This window comes from Arthrobacter sp. SD1074B (genome assembly GCF_056780195.1).
Genome location: NZ_JBRAZT010000001.1, coordinates 1,515,835 through 1,533,099, shown reverse-complemented (window position 1 = coordinate 1,533,099; position 17,265 = coordinate 1,515,835). Strand labels below are relative to the sequence as shown.

At 67.5% G+C, this 17,265-nt stretch carries 16 protein-coding genes; 7 read left to right on the top strand and 9 right to left on the bottom strand.

Features of this window, described 5'->3' with window-relative positions; translation table 11 throughout:
* Positions 1-10 precede the first annotated feature (10 nt).
* From ACUYM2_RS07095 to dinB, 6 genes are all read right to left on the bottom strand, one after another.
* Complete coding sequence (locus ACUYM2_RS07095) at positions 11-1,813, bottom strand: peptidoglycan D,D-transpeptidase FtsI family protein (protein WP_481599436.1); 1,803 nt, start codon at positions 1,811-1,813, stop codon at positions 11-13.
* Between the two features lie 45 nt (positions 1,814-1,858).
* Positions 1,859-2,518, bottom strand: a complete 660-nt coding sequence (ftsL, locus tag ACUYM2_RS07090; protein ID WP_481599435.1) for a cell division protein FtsL — start codon at positions 2,516-2,518, stop codon at positions 1,859-1,861.
* A complete protein-coding gene (gene rsmH / locus ACUYM2_RS07085; protein WP_481599434.1) occupies positions 2,515-3,516 on the bottom strand; it encodes a 16S rRNA (cytosine(1402)-N(4))-methyltransferase RsmH in 1,002 nt (333 codons plus the stop codon). The genes ftsL and rsmH overlap by 4 nt, the downstream gene beginning before the upstream one ends.
* A gap of 211 nt (positions 3,517-3,727) precedes the next feature.
* On the bottom strand, positions 3,728-4,156 hold the full coding sequence (gene mraZ, locus ACUYM2_RS07080; RefSeq protein ID WP_138769645.1) for a division/cell wall cluster transcriptional repressor MraZ: 429 nt from the start codon (positions 4,154-4,156) through the stop codon (positions 3,728-3,730).
* Positions 4,157-4,568: 412 nt separating this feature from the next.
* Positions 4,569-4,940: a DUF3040 domain-containing protein gene (locus ACUYM2_RS07075; protein WP_481599433.1), complete on the bottom strand. Its 372-nt coding sequence runs from the start codon at positions 4,938-4,940 to the stop codon at positions 4,569-4,571.
* A 331-nt stretch (positions 4,941-5,271) separates the two neighbouring features.
* Complete coding sequence (dinB, locus tag ACUYM2_RS07070) at positions 5,272-6,510, bottom strand: DNA polymerase IV (RefSeq protein WP_481599432.1); 1,239 nt, start codon at positions 6,508-6,510, stop codon at positions 5,272-5,274.
* Between the two features lie 73 nt (positions 6,511-6,583).
* Between dinB and ACUYM2_RS07065 the strand changes: the two genes are divergently transcribed.
* The gene (locus tag ACUYM2_RS07065; protein ID WP_481599431.1) at positions 6,584-7,126 is read left to right on the top strand and encodes a hypothetical protein; all 543 of its coding nucleotides are present in this window, start codon (positions 6,584-6,586) and stop codon (positions 7,124-7,126) included.
* Complete coding sequence (locus ACUYM2_RS07060) at positions 7,123-8,217, top strand: polyprenyl synthetase family protein (RefSeq protein ID WP_481599430.1); 1,095 nt, start codon at positions 7,123-7,125, stop codon at positions 8,215-8,217. The genes ACUYM2_RS07065 and ACUYM2_RS07060 overlap by 4 nt, the downstream gene beginning before the upstream one ends.
* Positions 8,218-8,315: 98 nt before the next feature.
* Here the strand turns inward: ACUYM2_RS07060 and ACUYM2_RS07055 are convergent, their stop codons facing one another.
* Positions 8,316-8,669, bottom strand: coding sequence for an Rv2175c family DNA-binding protein (locus tag ACUYM2_RS07055; protein WP_481599429.1), 354 nt, complete (start codon positions 8,667-8,669; stop codon positions 8,316-8,318).
* A gap of 358 nt (positions 8,670-9,027) precedes the next feature.
* On the opposite strand from ACUYM2_RS07055, the gene ACUYM2_RS07050 reads away from it, so the two are divergent.
* Together ACUYM2_RS07050 and ACUYM2_RS07045 are read left to right on the top strand one after the other, a co-directional pair.
* On the top strand, positions 9,028-10,425 hold the full coding sequence (locus ACUYM2_RS07050; RefSeq protein WP_481599428.1) for a lytic transglycosylase: 1,398 nt from the start codon (positions 9,028-9,030) through the stop codon (positions 10,423-10,425).
* Between the two features lie 98 nt (positions 10,426-10,523).
* On the top strand, positions 10,524-12,617 hold the full coding sequence (locus ACUYM2_RS07045; protein ID WP_481599427.1) for a protein kinase domain-containing protein: 2,094 nt from the start codon (positions 10,524-10,526) through the stop codon (positions 12,615-12,617).
* 105 nt (positions 12,618-12,722) lie between these two features.
* Here ACUYM2_RS07045 and ACUYM2_RS07040 read toward each other — a convergent pair whose 3' ends face one another.
* Both ACUYM2_RS07040 and ACUYM2_RS07035 read right to left on the bottom strand, forming a co-directional pair.
* The gene (locus tag ACUYM2_RS07040; protein WP_481601428.1) at positions 12,723-14,090 is read right to left on the bottom strand and encodes a class II 3-deoxy-7-phosphoheptulonate synthase; all 1,368 of its coding nucleotides are present in this window, start codon (positions 14,088-14,090) and stop codon (positions 12,723-12,725) included.
* Positions 14,091-14,230: 140 nt separating this feature from the next.
* Positions 14,231-14,971 carry a lysophospholipid acyltransferase family protein gene (locus ACUYM2_RS07035; protein ID WP_481599426.1) on the bottom strand — a complete coding sequence of 247 codons (741 nt, stop codon included), beginning with the start codon at positions 14,969-14,971 and terminating at the stop codon, positions 14,231-14,233.
* 111 nt (positions 14,972-15,082) lie between these two features.
* Between ACUYM2_RS07035 and ACUYM2_RS07030 the strand changes: the two genes are divergently transcribed.
* Genes ACUYM2_RS07030 through ACUYM2_RS07020 form a run of 3 tightly spaced genes read left to right on the top strand, consistent with a single transcriptional unit; the run spans position 15,083 to position 17,263 of the window.
* The gene (locus tag ACUYM2_RS07030) at positions 15,083-15,937 is read left to right on the top strand and encodes an alpha/beta hydrolase (RefSeq protein WP_481599425.1); all 855 of its coding nucleotides are present in this window, start codon (positions 15,083-15,085) and stop codon (positions 15,935-15,937) included.
* Positions 15,934-16,737 carry an alpha/beta hydrolase gene (locus ACUYM2_RS07025; protein WP_481599424.1) on the top strand — a complete coding sequence of 268 codons (804 nt, stop codon included), beginning with the start codon at positions 15,934-15,936 and terminating at the stop codon, positions 16,735-16,737. Before ACUYM2_RS07030 ends, ACUYM2_RS07025 begins: the two co-directional genes overlap by 4 nt.
* Complete coding sequence (locus ACUYM2_RS07020) at positions 16,730-17,263, top strand: hypothetical protein (RefSeq protein ID WP_481599423.1); 534 nt, start codon at positions 16,730-16,732, stop codon at positions 17,261-17,263. The genes ACUYM2_RS07025 and ACUYM2_RS07020 overlap by 8 nt, the downstream gene beginning before the upstream one ends.
* Positions 17,264-17,265: the final 2 nt, after the last annotated feature.

Below are 17,265 nucleotides of genomic sequence, written 5' to 3'. Positions count from 1 at the left end.
GTGCTGGGTGCTATTTGGCGTACTGCGGCAGCCTGACCGGCTTCCCGGTGGACGGCTCGACGTTGTAGGTGCGCAGCGTCTGGCTCATCACCGAACGGAAGACGGGCCCGTTGGTAATGCCGTAGATGCTGCCCTTGGGCCGTTGCAGGACCACTTCAACAATAAACCGCGGATCGTCCATCGGCGCCATCCCCACCATTGAGGCGGTGTAGCCGCAGAAGCCGGACTTGCCGTCGTCGCACGGTGATTCGGAGGTGCCGGTCTTGGCTCCCACGCGGTAGCCGTCAATTGCGGCGTCCTTGATTTCGCCCTCGGTGACTGCGCTTTCCAGGATGTCGCGCACCTGCCGTGCGGTGTCCTTGGACACAATCTGCCGGCTGGGCTTGGCCGGGACCTTCTCCTCGGTGCCGTCGGGGCTGATGTAGCTGTCGATCAGGCGCGGCTGGAGCATCACGCCGCCGTTGGCGATGCTCTGGTAGGCGCGGACGGTTTGCAGGGTCGACTGCGCAACGCCCTGGCCGAACAGCACGGTGTACTGCTGGCGGCCGTCCCACTGGTCGGCGGGCGTCAGGATGCCCTTGGACTCGGCCGGCAGGCCGATGTCCGGCGCTTCGCCGATGCCGAACTTCTGCAGCCAGTCGTGCCGCTTTTGCTTGCTGAGCCGCTGGCCCACCATGACCGTGCCCGTGTTCATCGAATAGCCGACGATGCCCGCCAGGGTGCGCTGCTCGGTGCCATGCTCGAAGGCATCGGTAAACGTCTGGCCATCCACGGTGTACGTCGGCGGAATGGTGAATTTGTCCAGCGGGCGGGCGGTGCCTTCCTCGATCGCGGACGCGGCGGTGATCATCTTCTCCACCGAGCCCGGCTCATAGGCTGCCGTCACTGCACGCACGCCGCGGTCCTTGGCGGCCACCTTGCCGGGGTCATTGGGGTCCGGCGCGTCAGTGTCCGCCATCGCGATGATGTTGCCGTTCTTCACGTCGGCGACGATGATGATGCCCCACTCGGCGCTGAGTTTGTCCTTCTGGCTCTGGATGGCTTGCTGGGCGAAGTACTGCAGGTCCGAGTTCAGGGTGAGCTTGATGTCCTTGCCGTTGACGGCCGGGGTGAACTGGTCCACGCCCACAGGGATCCGCAGCCCGTCGGCGCCGATTTCGAAGAGCCGCTTACCCGCGGTGCCCCTGAGCACCTCGTCCTGGGTTTGTTCGAGGCCGGCCTGGCCGGTGGTGCCGTCCTTGAGGAAGCCGACGATCCCGCCGGCGACGGAGCCGTTGGGATAGACACGCTTGCTGGTGCCCTCAGTCACGATGCCGGGGATCTGGAGTTTGGAAATGCGGTCCTCAACGTCGGGCCGGATGTCCTTGGCCACGATGTAGTAGCGCTGCGTGCCGGTCAGCGCCGCCTTGAGGTCGTCCTTTTTCATGCCCAGCACGGCGGCGAGTTCTTCGATGCCCTGCTCGCGCGGGATTTTGACGACGGTGTCCTTGCCGTCGACCTTTTCGAGCCGCGGGAAGGATTCCGTGTTGGTATTCACGGTCTGGTCCACCACGACGTTGTAACGGATCACGCTGCTGGCCAGGACAGTGCCACGGGAGTCCAGGATGCTGCCGCGTTCCGCGGGCAGCTCGATCGGCTTGAGCCGGTTCTGCAGTGCCGCCTCGGCCATACCGCCGACGTCGAGGCCCTGGACCAGGAAGAGCTTCCCCCCGACCACCAGCAGGAGCGAGAGCATAATGCCCAGCCCTAGCCGCAGCCGCCGCGTGGCGCTCGGCGTCTTGCCTGTCCGTGCCTTGCCGGTGTTCTGCGCCACGATGATTCCTTGCTGCTTGCCGGGCTGGTCGTTTGGTCCCCTCTGCTACTTACCGGGGGCCTTCTGCGCAGGGGCGGGGACGGATCCGCCGTGCAGGTCCACGGCCGGCGCGGGCGCCTTGGCGGCCGGGGACGGTGCAGCCGGTGCAGCGGCGGGGGCCGTGGTGGGCTCGGCCGGCTTGCGGTTGAGCAACGGCTCGTCCTCCGACACGGAGGGGACCACGTTGACCTGGCCCGCAACTGCCGGCGCGGCAATGACGGCGCCGGGGGCGTCGCCCTTGACTGCCGGTTTGGCCTGCCCGGTGACGGACAAGGTGGACAGGTCGATCTGGCCCTTGCCTGCGGAGGCCACCATGCCCAGTTCCGTGGCCTTGGCGGCCAGGTTCTGCGGGGCGTCGAAGTTCTGTACCTGCTGGGTGAGGTCCTGGTTCTGCTTGGTCAGCGTGGACTGTTTGGCCCTCAGCTCCACCAGCTGGTACTGCGCCGACGAGACGGAGATGTTGAGGACCAGCACGGCCATCAGCGCCAATGCCAGGATTCCGAAGCACATCACGACGAACGGTGCCCGGCGTTTGCGCGGGACCGTCCGGACCACGGAGAGCGGGGTGCGGGACTTGCGGACAGGCGCAGCCGGGTGCAGGTCCGGGAGGGCACGGGCCGTGGCAGCGGTGGCAACGGGGAAGCTGTTGACGGCGGCGGTGCTCATGCGACTCTCCTGGCTTTGATGCGTTCCACGGCGCGGAGCCTGGCGGAAGCGGCGCGTGGGTTTTCTGCGATTTCTGCGGCGGTGGGCACCTCGGTGCCCTTTGTCAGGGTCTTGAGTTCGGCCTTGTGTTCCTCGAGTTCCACCGGGAAGCCGAGCGGCGCCGAGGACCTGGAGCCGGCCTGGAAGACCCCTTTGACGATCTTGTCTTCCAGCGAGTGGTAGGACATCACCACGACGCGGCCACCCAGGGCGATCGCGGCCACGGCCGCCGGGATCGCACGCTCCAGGACTTCGAGTTCCTCATTGACCTCGATCCGGAGAGCCTGGAAGGTCCGCTTCGCGGGGTGCCCGCCGCTCTTGGCAGCACCGGCGGGCACGACAGCGCGGATGGTCTCGACGAGTTCCCCGGTGGTGGTGAAAGGCTTCTCCGCCCGGGCCGCCACAATCCGGTTGGCGATCCGGCCGGCGAACTTCTCCTCGCCCCACTTCCGGATGATCCGGACGAGGTCCTCTTCGCTGTAGTTGTTGACGACGTCGGCGGCGGTCTGGCCGCGGCTGGTGTCCATCCGCATGTCCAGCGGCGCGTCGAACGAATAGGCGAAGCCGCGTTCCCGCTCATCCAGCTGCAGCGAGGAGACGCCAAGGTCCATCAGGATGCCGTGGACCTCGCGGAAGCCCAGGTCCTCCAGGACGTCGGGGATCTCGTCGTACACCGCGTGGACCAGATCGATCCGGTCGGCGAAGGGCGCCAGGCGTTCCCCGGCCAGGGCGAGCGCCTCCTCGTCACGGTCGATGCCGATCAGGTGCAGGTCCGGGAACCGCTGCAGCATGGCCTCGGAATGTCCGCCCATGCCGAGCGTGGCGTCGACGACGACGGGCGTCTCGCCGCGGCGTCGGGCTTCTTCGAAAGCCGGTGCCAACAAATTGATGCACCGGTCCTTGAGGACCGGTACATGGCGTTCGGACGTAGGCTTCGCCTGGTTGGAGTCGTCACTCATGCCTGCGTCCTTTCATTTGCTGGAGTGGCTGTCGGTCCTGCTGCGGGATCGTGCTGTGCGGCTTTACTGCTTCTTGATCCAGATCCCCATCCGCGCCTACCCTGCGGTCCGCCTGGCTCCGGGGAAGTGAGCCAGGTGAACTGCCGGATGGGCGGCTGGAGATCTCGGTCAAGAAACGGGTGGTGCTGGTGGTGCGGGCGCCTGCCGGGTTTCAGAGAATTCCCGGGATGGCGTCGTCGGTTTCCGAGAAGGCGGTTTCCTTTTCGGCCAGGTACTCGTTCCAGGCCTGGGCGTCCCAGATCTCAGCCCGGGTGCCGGCGCCGATGACGGCCAACTCCCTGCCGAGACCTGCGTACTCCCGGAGCGCCGGCGGAATCGTCACGCGCCCCTGCTTGTCAGGTACCTCGTCGGATGCTCCAGAGAGGAAAACGCGGATGTAGTCGCGAGCCTGCTTGGAGGAGATTGGAGCCTCCCGCATTTGCTCGTGAACCCGGCCGAATTCCGCCTCACTGAAGACGTAGATGCAACGTTCCTGGCCCCGTGTGAGAACCAGGCCGCTGGCAAGTTCCTCACGGAACTTCGCTGGGAGGATGATGCGACCCTTCTCATCCAGACGCGGCGAATGTGTGCCGAGAAACACGGCCCACCGCCTGTCTGTTGTAGGAAGTCCAACGTCCCCTGTGCTGCCACTACCCTCTTACGTCCTCCACATTACTCCACTTCGCTCCCCCGTCAACGACATCCGGTGTTTTTTTGACCAATTTCGGGTGCTTTTTCGGCCGGATGTTCCTTGGAAATAAAGGGAAGCGGGAAAAGTGGGGCGCAGTGGAGGGACCCGCGCCGAACCGGCCGCGCGTCGGCTGCTCCATAACCGCCGTTTAGGCACGCCAAAAGGGCCGCAACGGAGCAACCGATCCGGTGAACCCGGGTGACGGACGGCTTATAACGGCACAAACGGCAAAAGACCCGCCGAAGCGGGTCTTTTGTGGCCTTAGGAAGTCTTAGTGGTGCGGAATGGAGGATCAGGGGCGGCTGCGGAAGCAGTCGGGGCCTCAGGAGTCCCCGCGGTGCCGTTCCTCCCAGCGCTCCTCAAGGTTGCTCATAAACGAACTGCGCGGTTTGCCGGGTTTTCCGCCGGCGGCACCTGCCCTGGCCTTGCCGCCCGAGCTGCGCATCGTGGCGAAGTACACCCCGGCGCCCATAACGACGAAGCCAAGCACACCCACCAGGATGCTCTGCAACGAGACGCCCAGCAACAGCAGCAGGATGCCCCCGAGGGCGCCGAGGACGCCGATGACCAGATGACGGGTGGACCAGGAACGACCCGGATCCGATCCCATCGAGCTGGCAAACTTGGGATCGTCCTCGTGCAGCTGCTTCTCAAGTTGCTCCAGCAACTTCTGTTCGTGCTCCGAGAGCGGCATCACGACCTCCTTAAGTCGGCCAACGTCCGGACTTGACGCGGCCCTTGTCCCTAAACCCCTAACGACCGGGCTTCCCGGCTGGTTCCCAGTTCCCGGTCCCATTTCCCGCCATTGGTGAAATGTGGATCCGCGGTTCCCCGTGAGGTGTTTAGTTGGCTGGCCGGCAATCCGAACGTTTGATCCGGTCGTTCGAAAACTACGTATATCTAAGGATAGTTTGTTGCGCCCTGTTCTGAAAGACGCCAGCCCGGCTCCGAGGGGGTCGGCGGGCCCTTCACCGCAGCCGGATGCGCACCCCACCCGCAACGGCCTGGTTCCGCAGGACGGCGGCTCAGCCGGGACCGGGTCCCGGGTCCAGCAACCGGGCCGGAAGGACCGATTTGTTGCCGAACTTGCGGGTCACGCGGTCCAGCGCCTGCTCGGCCGCGCGCCAGTTGTCGTCCCGGCGGTCCAGGCTGAGCTGCAGCGGCGCCTGGGCGGCTTCCTCGAGCTGCTCCGCGCGGATTCCGACGAGGCGCACGGTCATGGGCCGCTGGCCCACGGACTCCAGCAATTGGACCGCGACGCCGTAGAGCAGCTGGGCGCTGTCTATCGGGGTGCTGACGGTGCGGCTGCGGGTGATCGTGGAGAAATCCGCGTAGCGCAGCTTCAGCGCCACGGTCCGGGCGTGCATGCCGGCGCTCCGCAACCGTTCCGCCGTGCGGTGCGAGAGCCGCAGCAACTCGCGGTGCAGCAGTGCGTCATCGGCCGTGTCCACCGCAAAGGTCTCTTCCGCTCCGATGCTCTTTTCCAGCCGGACGGGGGTCACCGGGCGGGGATCGATCCCCCAGGACAGTCGGTAGACGTGCTCCCCCGTGGCGCCGAGGATCTTCCGCAGGGACGGCAGCGGCGTCGCGGCGACATCGGCGACGGTCCGGATGCCCATCCGGGCGAGCACCTCCACGGTCTTGGCGCCGACGCCCCACAGCGCGTTGACCGGCAGGGTGTGCAGGTACGGCACCGTCTCGTCCGGACCAATCAACAGCAGGCCGTCCGGTTTGCACCGGGTCGACGCGATCTTGGCGACGAACTTACTGGCTGCGATCCCCACCGACGCCGTGATGCCCAGTTCACCCTCCACCCTGCGGCGGATCAGTTCGCCGATTTCCCGCGGCGGTCCGAGGCGCCGGATGGCACCGCCGACGTCGAGGAAGGCCTCGTCGACGCTTAGCGGTTCCACAAGGTCGGTGATGGATCCGAAGATGGCCATAATCTGGCCGGAAACCTCGTAGTAGAGCTTGTGGCGGGGTTCGATGATGATCGCCGACGGGCACATCCGCGACGCGACCGCCATCGGCATCGCGGATTTAACGCCGAACTTGCGGGCTTCGTAGGAGGCCGACAGCACCACGGACCGGTCCGCGGGGTAACCGACGATCACGGGCCGTCCCTTGAGCCCGGGCCGGCTGCGGAGTTCCACCGAGACAAAGAAGGCGTCCATGTCCACGTGCAGGATGCTGCTGCGGCGGAGTTCGCGAAGCCTGGCTTCGCTGTCTTGTTCCCCTCGCTGATTTTCGCTGTCCGGCCCCACGCATCAATCCTATCCGCAGCGACTGACTAAACTGGAGGCTGAATCCGGCGTCAACACCAGGAGGAATACCCCCGTGAAGGTTATTGGAGAGCGCAACCGCGCCGTGGCGGCCTTGGCCGCCGCCGGCGCTTTGCTGGCCCTGGCCGCGTGTACCCCCGCCCCCGGAGCCACGGCGGCATCGTCGCCTACGGCCTCGGAGTCAACGTCCGCGGCACAGTCCACCGCCCAGGCCTCCACCACGGCCCCTCCCAGCCCCTCAGCCGAACCCGGCACTTCCGCCACCGTGGGCGCCCTGGTGGAGGGTTTCCCGAAGACCCTGCTGCCGGTCATGCCGGGCGCCCAGGTGGAATCCAGCAGTTTCGACAAGACCGGCACCCCGGCCACGGTTGCCCTGGTGGCAAAGATCACCTCGCCGGCTGCCGGTGTCGTGGCGTTCTACAGCAAGAAGTTGGAGAGCCAGGGATTCAAAGCCGTCCCAGGCGAGAAGGTCGGATCGGTGGCGTCCAAGGACTTCCTGCGAGGCGGCACTGAAACCGTGAACCTCGCCGTCGTGGAGACTGCCGGCGTCTCCACCTACACCATCGGCGCCAACGTCGCCGCAAAGTCCGTCAAGTGAGCCTGGCCGAACAACTCCGGGTGGAGCAGACCGGCTTCGTGGCCGCCGTCGCCGGTAAGCTGACCGATTTCCTGGCCGCGCGCACCACTGTCATGTCCGCCATTTCCCCGGACATTGATCCCCTGATGGGGTCTATTTCCAACCTTGTCACCGGCGGCAAGCGCCTTCGCGCCCTGATGTGCTACTGGGGCTGGCGCGGCGCGGGCGGCGACGCCGGCGCCGGTGAAGTGGTCACGGCCGGCTCGGCGCTGGAGCTGTTCCAGGCCGCCGCCCTGATCCACGACGACATCATTGACCGGTCGGACACCCGCCGGGGCGGCCCCAGCGTGCACCGCCGCTTCACCGAGCTGCACGCGAGCCAGGGCTGGGCCCTGGATCCGGAACGCTTCGGCCACGCTGCCGCAATCCTGACCGGCGACCTCTGCCTGTCCTTCAGCGAGGAATCGTTTACCGAAATCGGCGATCGGGCGGCTTCCGGCAGCCAGGCCCGGCTCATCTTCAACCTGATGCGCGCCGAGGTCATGGCCGGCCAGTACCTGGACATCCTCGAAGAGGTGGCCGGGCCGCACCGCGACCGCGCCGGCGCGGTCAGCCGGGCCCAGTCCATCATCCGCTTCAAGTCTGCCAAGTACTCCACCGAGCACCCGCTCGCATTGGGCGGTGCCCTGGCCGGCGCCTCGGACGAGCTGCTGCGCGGCTACTCGGCCTTCGCTCTGCCTCTCGGCGAGGCCTTCCAGCTTCGCGACGACGTGCTGGGGGTCTTCGGTGACCCGGTCACCACCGGCAAGCCGGCCGGCGACGACCTACGGGAGGGCAAGCGCACGGTGCTGGTGGCCTTCGCCCTCGACCAGGCCGCGCCGGCGGAATCGAGCTTCATTGACGCCAGGCTCGGCAGCCCGGACCTGACCACCGGGGAGGTCGAGGAAATCCGCCGGATCATCGTCGACTGCGGTGCGCTGCAGGCCACCGAGGTCCTGATCGAGGAATTCGGCCGGGCCGCTTTCGAGGCCCTGGACCTGCTGCCGCTGGATGAACTGCCCAAGACAGCCCTGCGCAAGCTGGCCGAGGCCGCGGTCAGCCGGACTGCTTAGCCGATCCGCATAGCCGGCCGGCGGCGGACCCGGGTACAGAAAGGCCGTGCACAGCGCCAAGCGCCGTGCACGGCCTTCATCGTGCCATCAGGAAGGGCCTACCAGGCCATGGTCTGCGCGCGCCGCCGGATTTCCGTCTTGCGTCCTTCGCGCAGCGCGTCGATCGGACGCCCGCGCAGGGACTCGTCCGGGGTGAACAGCCAGGTGATAAGTTCTTCGTCCGAATAGCCGGCGTCGGAGAGGACAACGATCGTGCCCTTCAGGCTCTCCACGGCGTGGCCATCCTGGATGAACGCCGCCGGCACGGAGCGGATCCGCCGGTCACCGACCCGGATAGCCGCCAACGCGCGCTCGTCCAGCAGGGCATGAACCTTGGTGATGGAAACGTTCAGCAGCTGGGCTACGTCGGGCAGGGGCAGCCATTCGCCTACAAGGCTTTCTACAGTACTCACGGATCAAGATTGCCATGCCGGACCGGAATGCGCCTAGTCGGCAACGACCTGCAACCGCGGCCTCCTCATGAACCCGTCCTTATATACCTCCCTACCTTCCCGAAATGGCCCCCCGGGGTTCCACCATGGCCGTCCCGGCCCTCCCCGCCGTCGCGCCGGCCCGGGCGGGCCGTCATGCCCCGGCGACACGCACCGATGTCGCCGATTGCAGAATGTCAAACAGTTCTTGTGCTAATTCGCAATTCATGAGACATTCGCTTAGATCACATTTGTAACTGCAGTACCTTTAGTCACACTGTTAACACCAGTAACACCGGCCTGAACTGCAGCGTCCGCCGCTGAGAAGAGGATTTTTCCCATGACGACGTCACGTTCGCCAAAAACCAACCCGAGGCACGGCCTCCCGCTGATTGCGGCGACGACGGCGGCGCTGCCCGCCGTCGTGCTTTCCTCTCTGGCGATCGCCCAGCCGGCCGCTGCGGAGCCCCGCCCCCGGGCGATCCCGGCGACGCTTGCGGCAGCCATGAAGGCCCAGGGCCAGGCCGCCGCCTCCCAGCCGTCCGCGCTGATTCCGTCCGGTTCCGTCCCCGCCGCCCTTCCCAGCGGGCTCCGTCCGGCGAAAGTCTCGGCCCCGGCGCAGTACACGATTGTGCGCGGCGATACGATCAGCGCGATCGCCGCCAGGTACGGCCTGAACTCCCAGTCCGTCCTGACGCTGAACAAGCTGCGGGCGAATTCGGTGATCTACCCGGGCCAGAAGATCAGGCTCACCGGCACGGCAACCGCCCCGGCCAAAGCGGTGACGGCAAAGCCCGCGCCCGTCCGGGCCAGCGTCAGCGGCGGCAGCGTTTACACGGTCAAGTCCGGCGACACCCTGAGCGGCATCGCAGCCCGTCACGGCGTCAAGCTGTCCGACGTCTTCAGCCGTAACGGGCTGAACATGCGCTCCATCATCTACCCCGGCCAGAAGATCAAGATCGGCGCCGGAGCAGCCGCACCTGCCCCTACCGCTGCACCGAAGCCCGCACCGGCCCGGCCCGCGGCTCCGAAGCCCGCCAGCTCTGGTTCCTACACGATCAAGTCCGGCGACACTCTCTCCGGCATCGCTGCCCGGCACGGGGTGAAGCTCTCGGCCGTCCTGTCGGCGAACCGGCTGACCATGAGCAGCATCATCTACCCCGGCAACAAGCTCGTCATTCCTGGCGCCGGAACCGGGACCATCAAGCCGGCCTCCAGCAAGCCGGTCACCCCGGTGACCCCCGCCGCCCCGCTGGTGCCCAGCTCGTTCCTGGGCTTCCACTACCCGAAGGCTGTCGTCAGCTCCGCCAACCAGAACAAGGCGCTGCTCAACGCTGCACCGGTTCCCACGCGCGAGCAGATGAAGCAGATTGTGGCTGACACCGCGCGCCGGATGGGCGTGGAACCGTCACTGGCCTTGGCCTTCGCCTACCAGGAGTCCGGCTTCAACCACCGCTCCGTGTCCCCGGCGAACGCCATCGGCACCATGCAGGTCATCCCCTCCTCCGGCGGGTGGGCCTCTGACCTTGTGGGCCGCAAGCTGAACCTGCTGGACCCGTACGACAACGCCACAGCAGGCGTTGCCATCATCCGCCAGCTGGTCAGCACCAGCAAGAACCTGGACTACGCGATCGCTGGCTACTACCAGGGCCAGTACTCGGTCAACACCCGGGGCATGTACGAGGATACAAAGGCCTACGTGGCTTCGATCAAGAGCCTGAAGAAGAGCTTCAGCTAGAACAGCCGCGCGGGGGCAAAGCCTCCGCCGCGTAACGATACGGGCCCGGGTTGCATGTCGATCCGGGCCCGTTTCCGTGCAGAGCTTAGGATCAAAGGGTGCAGGAATACACATCGGACGCTCTCGTCGGGACCCTGGTGGACAACCGGTACCTGATTCGCTCAAAGCTGGCCCGCGGCGGGATGTCCACCGTCTACCTCGCCACCGACCGGCGGCTCGAGCGGGATGTGGCCCTCAAAGTCCTGCACCCGCACATGGCCGGAGACCCGCAGTTCCTGGACCGGCTGGGCCGCGAAGCCAAGGCGGCCGCCCGGCTCTCGCACCCGCACGTCGTTGGGGTCCTGGACCAGGGTGACGACGGCCCGCTGGCCTACCTGGTGATGGAATTCATCAAGGGGCACACCCTGCGGGATGTGATCAAGGAAAAGGGCGCCCTCACCCCCCGGCTTGCCCTGGCGCTGATCGATCCCGTCGTCGAAGGCCTCGGAGCCGCCCACGCCGCCGGCCTCATCCACCGGGACGTCAAGCCGGAAAACGTGCTGATCGCCGAGGACGGCCGGATCAAGATCGGGGACTTTGGACTGGCCCGGGCGATCACCACGACCACCAGTACCGGCGCGCTGATCGGGACCGTCGCCTACCTCTCCCCCGAGCTCGTGATGGGTAAGCAGGCGGATGCCCGCAGCGACATCTACTCGCTCGGGATCATGCTCTACGAGATGCTCACCGGACGGCAGCCGTTCGACGGCGAAGTGCCCATCCAAGTGGCCTACCAGCATGTGAACTCCACCGTGGGACCGCCGTCGGCGCTGGTCCCGGGGCTGGCCGAAGAGCTCGACGAGCTCGTCCAATGGTGCACCGCCAACGACCCCGACAAGCGTCCCGTCGACGGCAACGCACTGCTCTCGGAGCTCCGGCATATCCGGACTAACCTCAACGACGCCGAGCTGGACCTGCGGCCCCCGGCCGCACTGCCTTCATCCGCCGCCGCCGTTGCGGCGGCCGGAGCCGGGCCCGCAGCCGGGGAAGGACACACCGAACTGCTCGGCGGCCTCCAGCAGCCCACCGAAGTCATCAGCCGCGGCAGCAACCCGACCACCGTGCTTTCCGGCCCGCCGCGGCCGGGCGCCTACGGCCCGCTCGCTGCTCCCGGGGAACACGAGGTCAGCGCCTACTCGGAGGACGCAGAGGACGACCGGCAGGAACCCGCCAGCAAGCGGGCCCGGCGCAAGCAGGACCGCGACGAGGAAAAGGCGCGGCAGCGCGCGGCAGCGACTCCCAGCCGCAGCCTGCGGACCGGCAACCCGCGGCGGCGAGGCCTGGCCTGGATCCTGGTGCTGGTCCTGGTAGCGCTGCTCGCGGCCGGCGCCGGCTGGTTCTTCGGCATGGGGCCCGGGTCCCCCGGGACCATTCCGCAGCTGGCCAATAAGACCGTGGCCGAGGCGCAGCAGTTGCTCCGGACGGCCGGGTTCGAGTCGACCACCCGTGATGTCTTCGATGACAACGTGTCGCCGGGGCTGGTGGTGGGCTCGGAGCCGCCCGCCGGTCAGGTGGTCCGCAAGTTCCAGACGGTCTCGCTCGCCGTTTCCAAAGGCCCGGAACTGTTTCCCCTCCCGGACCTGAGCGGCAAAGCGCTTGACGTGGCGAAGACTGCCCTCAACGGCGCCGGGATGGCACTTGGCCCCGTCACGGAACGCTACGACGAGGCCGCCAAAGCCGGAACCGTGCTGGCGCAGAAGCCCGGGAAAGGCACTCCGGCCAAGCACGGCACGCCCGTCGCGTTGACGGTCTCCAAGGGGCCGCAGCCTATCCCGGTGCCCGATCTGCGCGGCAAAGACCAGGAGACCGCGGTGAAAACGCTAGAAGCAGCCGGGCTCAAAGCCGTCGTCGCTCCGGAACCCGTTTTCGACCGGGACGTGCCCAAGGGAGCGGTCGCCAGCCAGGAACCGGCCACCGGGAACCTCACCAAGGGCGGTGCCGTGGCGCTGACGATCTCCAAGGGGCCGAAATTCGTCCAGGTCCCGGACGTGTTCCGCAAGTCGGAGGAGGAGGCGGTGAAGGCCCTCAAGGATGCCGGCTTCGAGGTGAAGGTCAACTACGCCTTCGGCTCATCGGTGCTGGGCCTGGTCGCCGGCCAGGACAAGACCGGGCAGCAGCCCGAAGGCTCGCTCGTCACAATCACCGTCACCTGAGGCCGGCGCGGCCGCCGGCCTGCACGTCCTCCAAAAACAGCACCGCCCCGGCTGGACCCAGCCGGGGCGGTGCCGTTTTTGCCGGCCGAGGTGGCCGGCCGACGCCTAGCGCTTGGAGAGGGCGCCCGCCACCAGGAACGCCATTTCGAGGGACTGCATGTGGTTCAGGCGCGGATCGCAGACCGACTCGTAGCGGTCGAGGAATGCGTCCTGGTCGATCGGGTCGGCGCCGCCAAGGCATTCGGCCACGTCGTCGCCGGTCATTTCCACGTGCAGGCCGCCCGGGACGGTGCCGAGGCCGTGGTGGACCTCGAAGAAGCCGCGCACCTCGTCAATGACGTCGTCGAAGTTGCGGGTCTTGTAGCCGTTCGGCGAGGTGACCGTGTTGCCGTGCATCGGGTCCGTGACCCAGAGGACCTGCGCGCCGGAGTCGGTGACCCGTTCGACGATGGGCGGCAGCTTCTCGCGGATGTTGCCGGCACCCATCCGGGTGATGAAGGTCAGCCGGCCCGGCTCCCGGTTCGGATCCAGCTTGTCGATCAGGCGCAGGGCGTCCTCGCCCGTCGTTGACGGGCCCAGCTTGACGCCGATCGGGTTGCGGACGCGGGAGAGGAAGTCGACGTGTGCGTGGTCCAGTTCCCGGGTGCGCTCCCCGATCCAGAGGAAGTGCGCCGAGGTGTCATACGGCAGCCCGGTCCGCGAGTCGATGCGGGTCAGGGCGCGTTCGTAGTCCAGCAGCAGGGCCTCGTGGCTGGCGTAGAACTCCACACGCTTGAGCGCTTCGAAGTCCGCCCCGCAGGAGGCCATGAACTTGATGGCCCGGTCGATGTCGCGCGCCAGCGACTCGTAGCGTGCGTGCGCCGGGTTCTCCGTGAAGCCCTTGTTCCACTGGTGGACGAGGCGCAGGTCGGCGAAGCCGCCCTGCGTAAAGGCACGGATCAGGTTCAGGGTCGACGCCGAGGTGTGGTACGCCTTGAGCATCCGGCTGGCGTCGTGGGCGCGGGACTCCGGGGTGAAGTCGTAGCCGTTGACGATGTCGCCGCGGTAGGCCGGCAGCGTGACGCCTTCGCGCGTTTCATCGTTGGAGGAGCGGGGCTTGGCGAACTGCCCCGCCATCCGGCCCATTTTGATCACGGGCATCGCCGCGCCGTAGGTCAGGACAACGGCCATCTGCAGGATCGTCTTGACCCGGGCGCTGATCTTGTCCGCCGTCGCCGCTTCAAAGGTTTCCGCGCAGTCACCGCCCTGGAGCAGGAAGGCCTTGCCTTGCGCCGCAGCGGCGAGCCGTTCGCGCAGGATGTCCACCTCGCCGGCGAAAACGAGCGGCGGCAGGACCGAGAGTTCCTTCACCGAGGCTTCAAAGACTGCGGGATCGGACCAGCTGGGCTGTTGCGAGGCCGGCAGTTCCCGCCAGTGGTCCAGCCCCGGATAATTCGCGGCACCGCTCTGGGCCGTGCTGGTCAGCGAGCCCAGGGAGGAGCCGGTCAGGGCAGAACCGGCCAGCTTGGAGTTGTTGAGGGACGTTGAAGGCGCAGATAGCTCAGTCACCCTCTAAGGATAGTTGCCCCGGCAGTGAACGGCGGCCCCCGGCGTCATTGACCGCCGGCGTCCCGTCACACAGTTCCGGGCGTCTCCGGACCCTGGCCGGTGCCGGCTTCCGGCTGCCCGCTGGCTTTCCCGGCGAGCCGAAGTTTGACCACGGCAGCATACTCGTCGACGTACTCCTGGCCGGAGAGCCGCATCAGTTCGTACATGATTTCATCGGTCACGGAGCGCTGGATCAGGCGGTCATCTTCCATGCCGTAGTAGCGGCTGAAGTCCAGCGGTTCCCCGAAGATCATCCCGATCCGCCGGATATTGGGCATCCGCTTGCCGATGGGCTGGACCTTGTCGGTGCCGATCATCGCGACCGGGATCACCGGAACCCGGGCCTGCAGGGCGAGCCTGGCGACCCCGACCTTCCCGCGGTACAGGCGGGAATCCGGGCTGCGGGTACCCTCGGGGTAGATGCCCAGGAGCGAGCCGTTCTTCAGCACGTCCATCCCGGCGTCGAGCGAGCGGGCGGACGCCGCTCCCCCGGACCGGTCCATCGGCAGCTGGTTGGTCAGGCGGAAAAAGGCGGCGGTCAGTTTGCCTTTGACTCCCTTGCCGGTGAAGTACTCGGACTTGGCCAGGAACACCACGGGCCGCGGCACCATCAGCGGCATGAAGATGGAGTCGGAGAACGAGAGGTGGTTGGAGGCAAGGATCGCGGCGCCCTCTGCCGGAACATTGTCCAGCCCCTTGACCCAGGGCCGGAACAGCGACTTCAGGACCGGCCCAAGAACGAACGTCTTCATGAACCAATAAAACACGTGGTGTACCTCTCCGGCAGGCGTCCGGCCGGCCCTTCCTCGGGCCCGGCCGGGACTTCAATGACACCCTACTCTAGTGAGTTTTGCCACGAACAGTGACACGATGGGCTCATGAGCGAAAGCAGCACTCCGATGACGCCTGCCGCTTTCAGCTACCCCGGCCACGGCGCCAACGCGGGCACCGGAGTCGCCATCTGCCACGGCTTCACGGGCAGCCCCCTCAGCGTCCTGCCCTGGGCAGACCACCTGGCCGCCCTCGGCTTTGCGGTCTCCGTGCCGCTGCTGCCCGGACACGGCACCGACTGGCGGGACCTCGCCCGGCACGGCTGGCAGGACTGGTACGGCGCCTTCGAGTCCGCCTACCTGGACCTGGCCGCCGGAACCCGCTCCTGCTTCGTGGCCGGACTTTCCATGGGCGGGACCATCGCGCTGCGGACCGCGGCCCGGCACCGCGTCGCCGGCGTCGCCGTCGTCAATCCCGGGCTCAGCTTCTACGACCGCCGGGTGCGCTACATCGGGCTGCTTAAATACCTGCAGCGCACCACGGTCCCGCTCCGGGAGGCGGAGTCCACGGCGGCAACAACCCAGGACGGCGACTATTCGCTGACCCCGCTGGCGGCCGTCCACCAGCTGCGCAAGCTTTTCACCGCGACCCTGCGCGAGCTGCCCGCCGTCGCCGCACCGGCGCTGGTGTTCAAGTCCGACGCCGACTCGGTGGTGCCGCCGTCCTCGCTGGCGCTGCTCCGCGAACGCCTTGGATCGCGGGACCTCTCCGTAGTGCCGCTGCCGGACAGCGGCCACGTCGCAACCCTCGACGTCGACGCCCCCACGATTTTCTCGCAGTCCGCCCACTTCTTCCAGCAGCACGCAGCCGGGTCCGCAGTCCAGTACCCCGTCCGGTCCACCGTCCCTTCCGGCCGTGGGCCGGGAGACACAGAGCAACCACGAAAGCCGGAGCACCCATGAGCGCAGCCCCCGACCACTCGCCGTTCAGCAGCCCGTTCACCGGATCCGGCCCCCGGACCGGAGTGGTGGTATCGCACGGTTTCACCGGCAGCCCGCACGGCGTCCGGGCGTGGGCCGAGTTCCTTGCCGGGGCCGGCTACGCCGTACGGATGCCGCTTCTGCCCGGGCACGGCACCAGCTGGCAGGAGCTGGCCCGGACGCGCTGGCAGGACTGGCACGCGGGCATCGACGCCGCCTACCAGGAACTGGCCGCCGAGTGCGACCACGTTTTCGTGGCCGGGCTTTCCATGGGTGGGGCCCTGGCGCTGCGGCTCGCCGCCACCCGCCCGGTGGCGGGGGCAGTACTGGTGAATCCCGGGCTGGTCATTGACGACCCTCGAGCGCCGCTTGCGGGGATCCTGAAGTTCGTGCTCAAGAGCACCCCGGCCATTGCCAACGACATCCTCAAGGAAGGCGTGGATGAAGGCGCCTACCCGCGGACTCCGGTCGCGGCCGCCCACGAGCTGAACAAGATGTTCAAGGACACCGTGCGGCTGCTGCCCAGGGTCACCGCCCCGGTCCGGGTCTACCGCTCCGCGGTGGACCACGTCGTCTCCGACACCAGCGTGGCCGCGCTGCGCCGCGGACTGAGCAACGCCCCGCTGGAGGTCATCCGGCTGGAGAACAGCTACCACGTGGCTACCATGGACAACGACGCGCCCCGGATCTTCCGCGGCACGGCCGAATTCATCCGGTCGGTGGTGGAAGGCCACAACCCGGGTGCCCCCAGCGCCAGCCAGAAAGAAACGGCAGATGACTAGATCCGATCCCGGCTCCCCCGATCCTGAGTCCCCGGACCCGGGCGCCAACCAGGACGACGCCGTCTGGCTGGATCTGGTCGCCCGGCTCGAGGGCACCGATGCCGGCCCCGTTGCCGGAGTCCCTGACTCCCGGTCCTTCCGCGACTTCGACCCGCTGGGCCTCGCCGCTCCGCAGCCGCCGGAACCCCCGGCCGCGCGTCGGCCGGGCCCCCCGGACGTCGCGGGCGACGCCGCGGCGGGCCGGAATCCCCCGGCCGGCCCGCGGGACTACGAGCCCGATGACGACGACGGCGCATTCGTCCCCGAGGAACCGCCCAGCCTGGCCGGGTCCGATCCCCTGACGGTGCTGGCCTGGCTGGGCGCCGTCGGCGGCCCGATCGCGCTGTTGCTCTGCGTCATCTTCTGGCGGTCCGCACCGCTGCTGGCAATCGTCGGCATGGTGGCCGCATTCGCGGCCTCGGTGGTCTTCCTGATCACGAAGCTGCCGCAGGAAAAGGACGAGGACGACGACGGGGCCCGCGTCTAGCT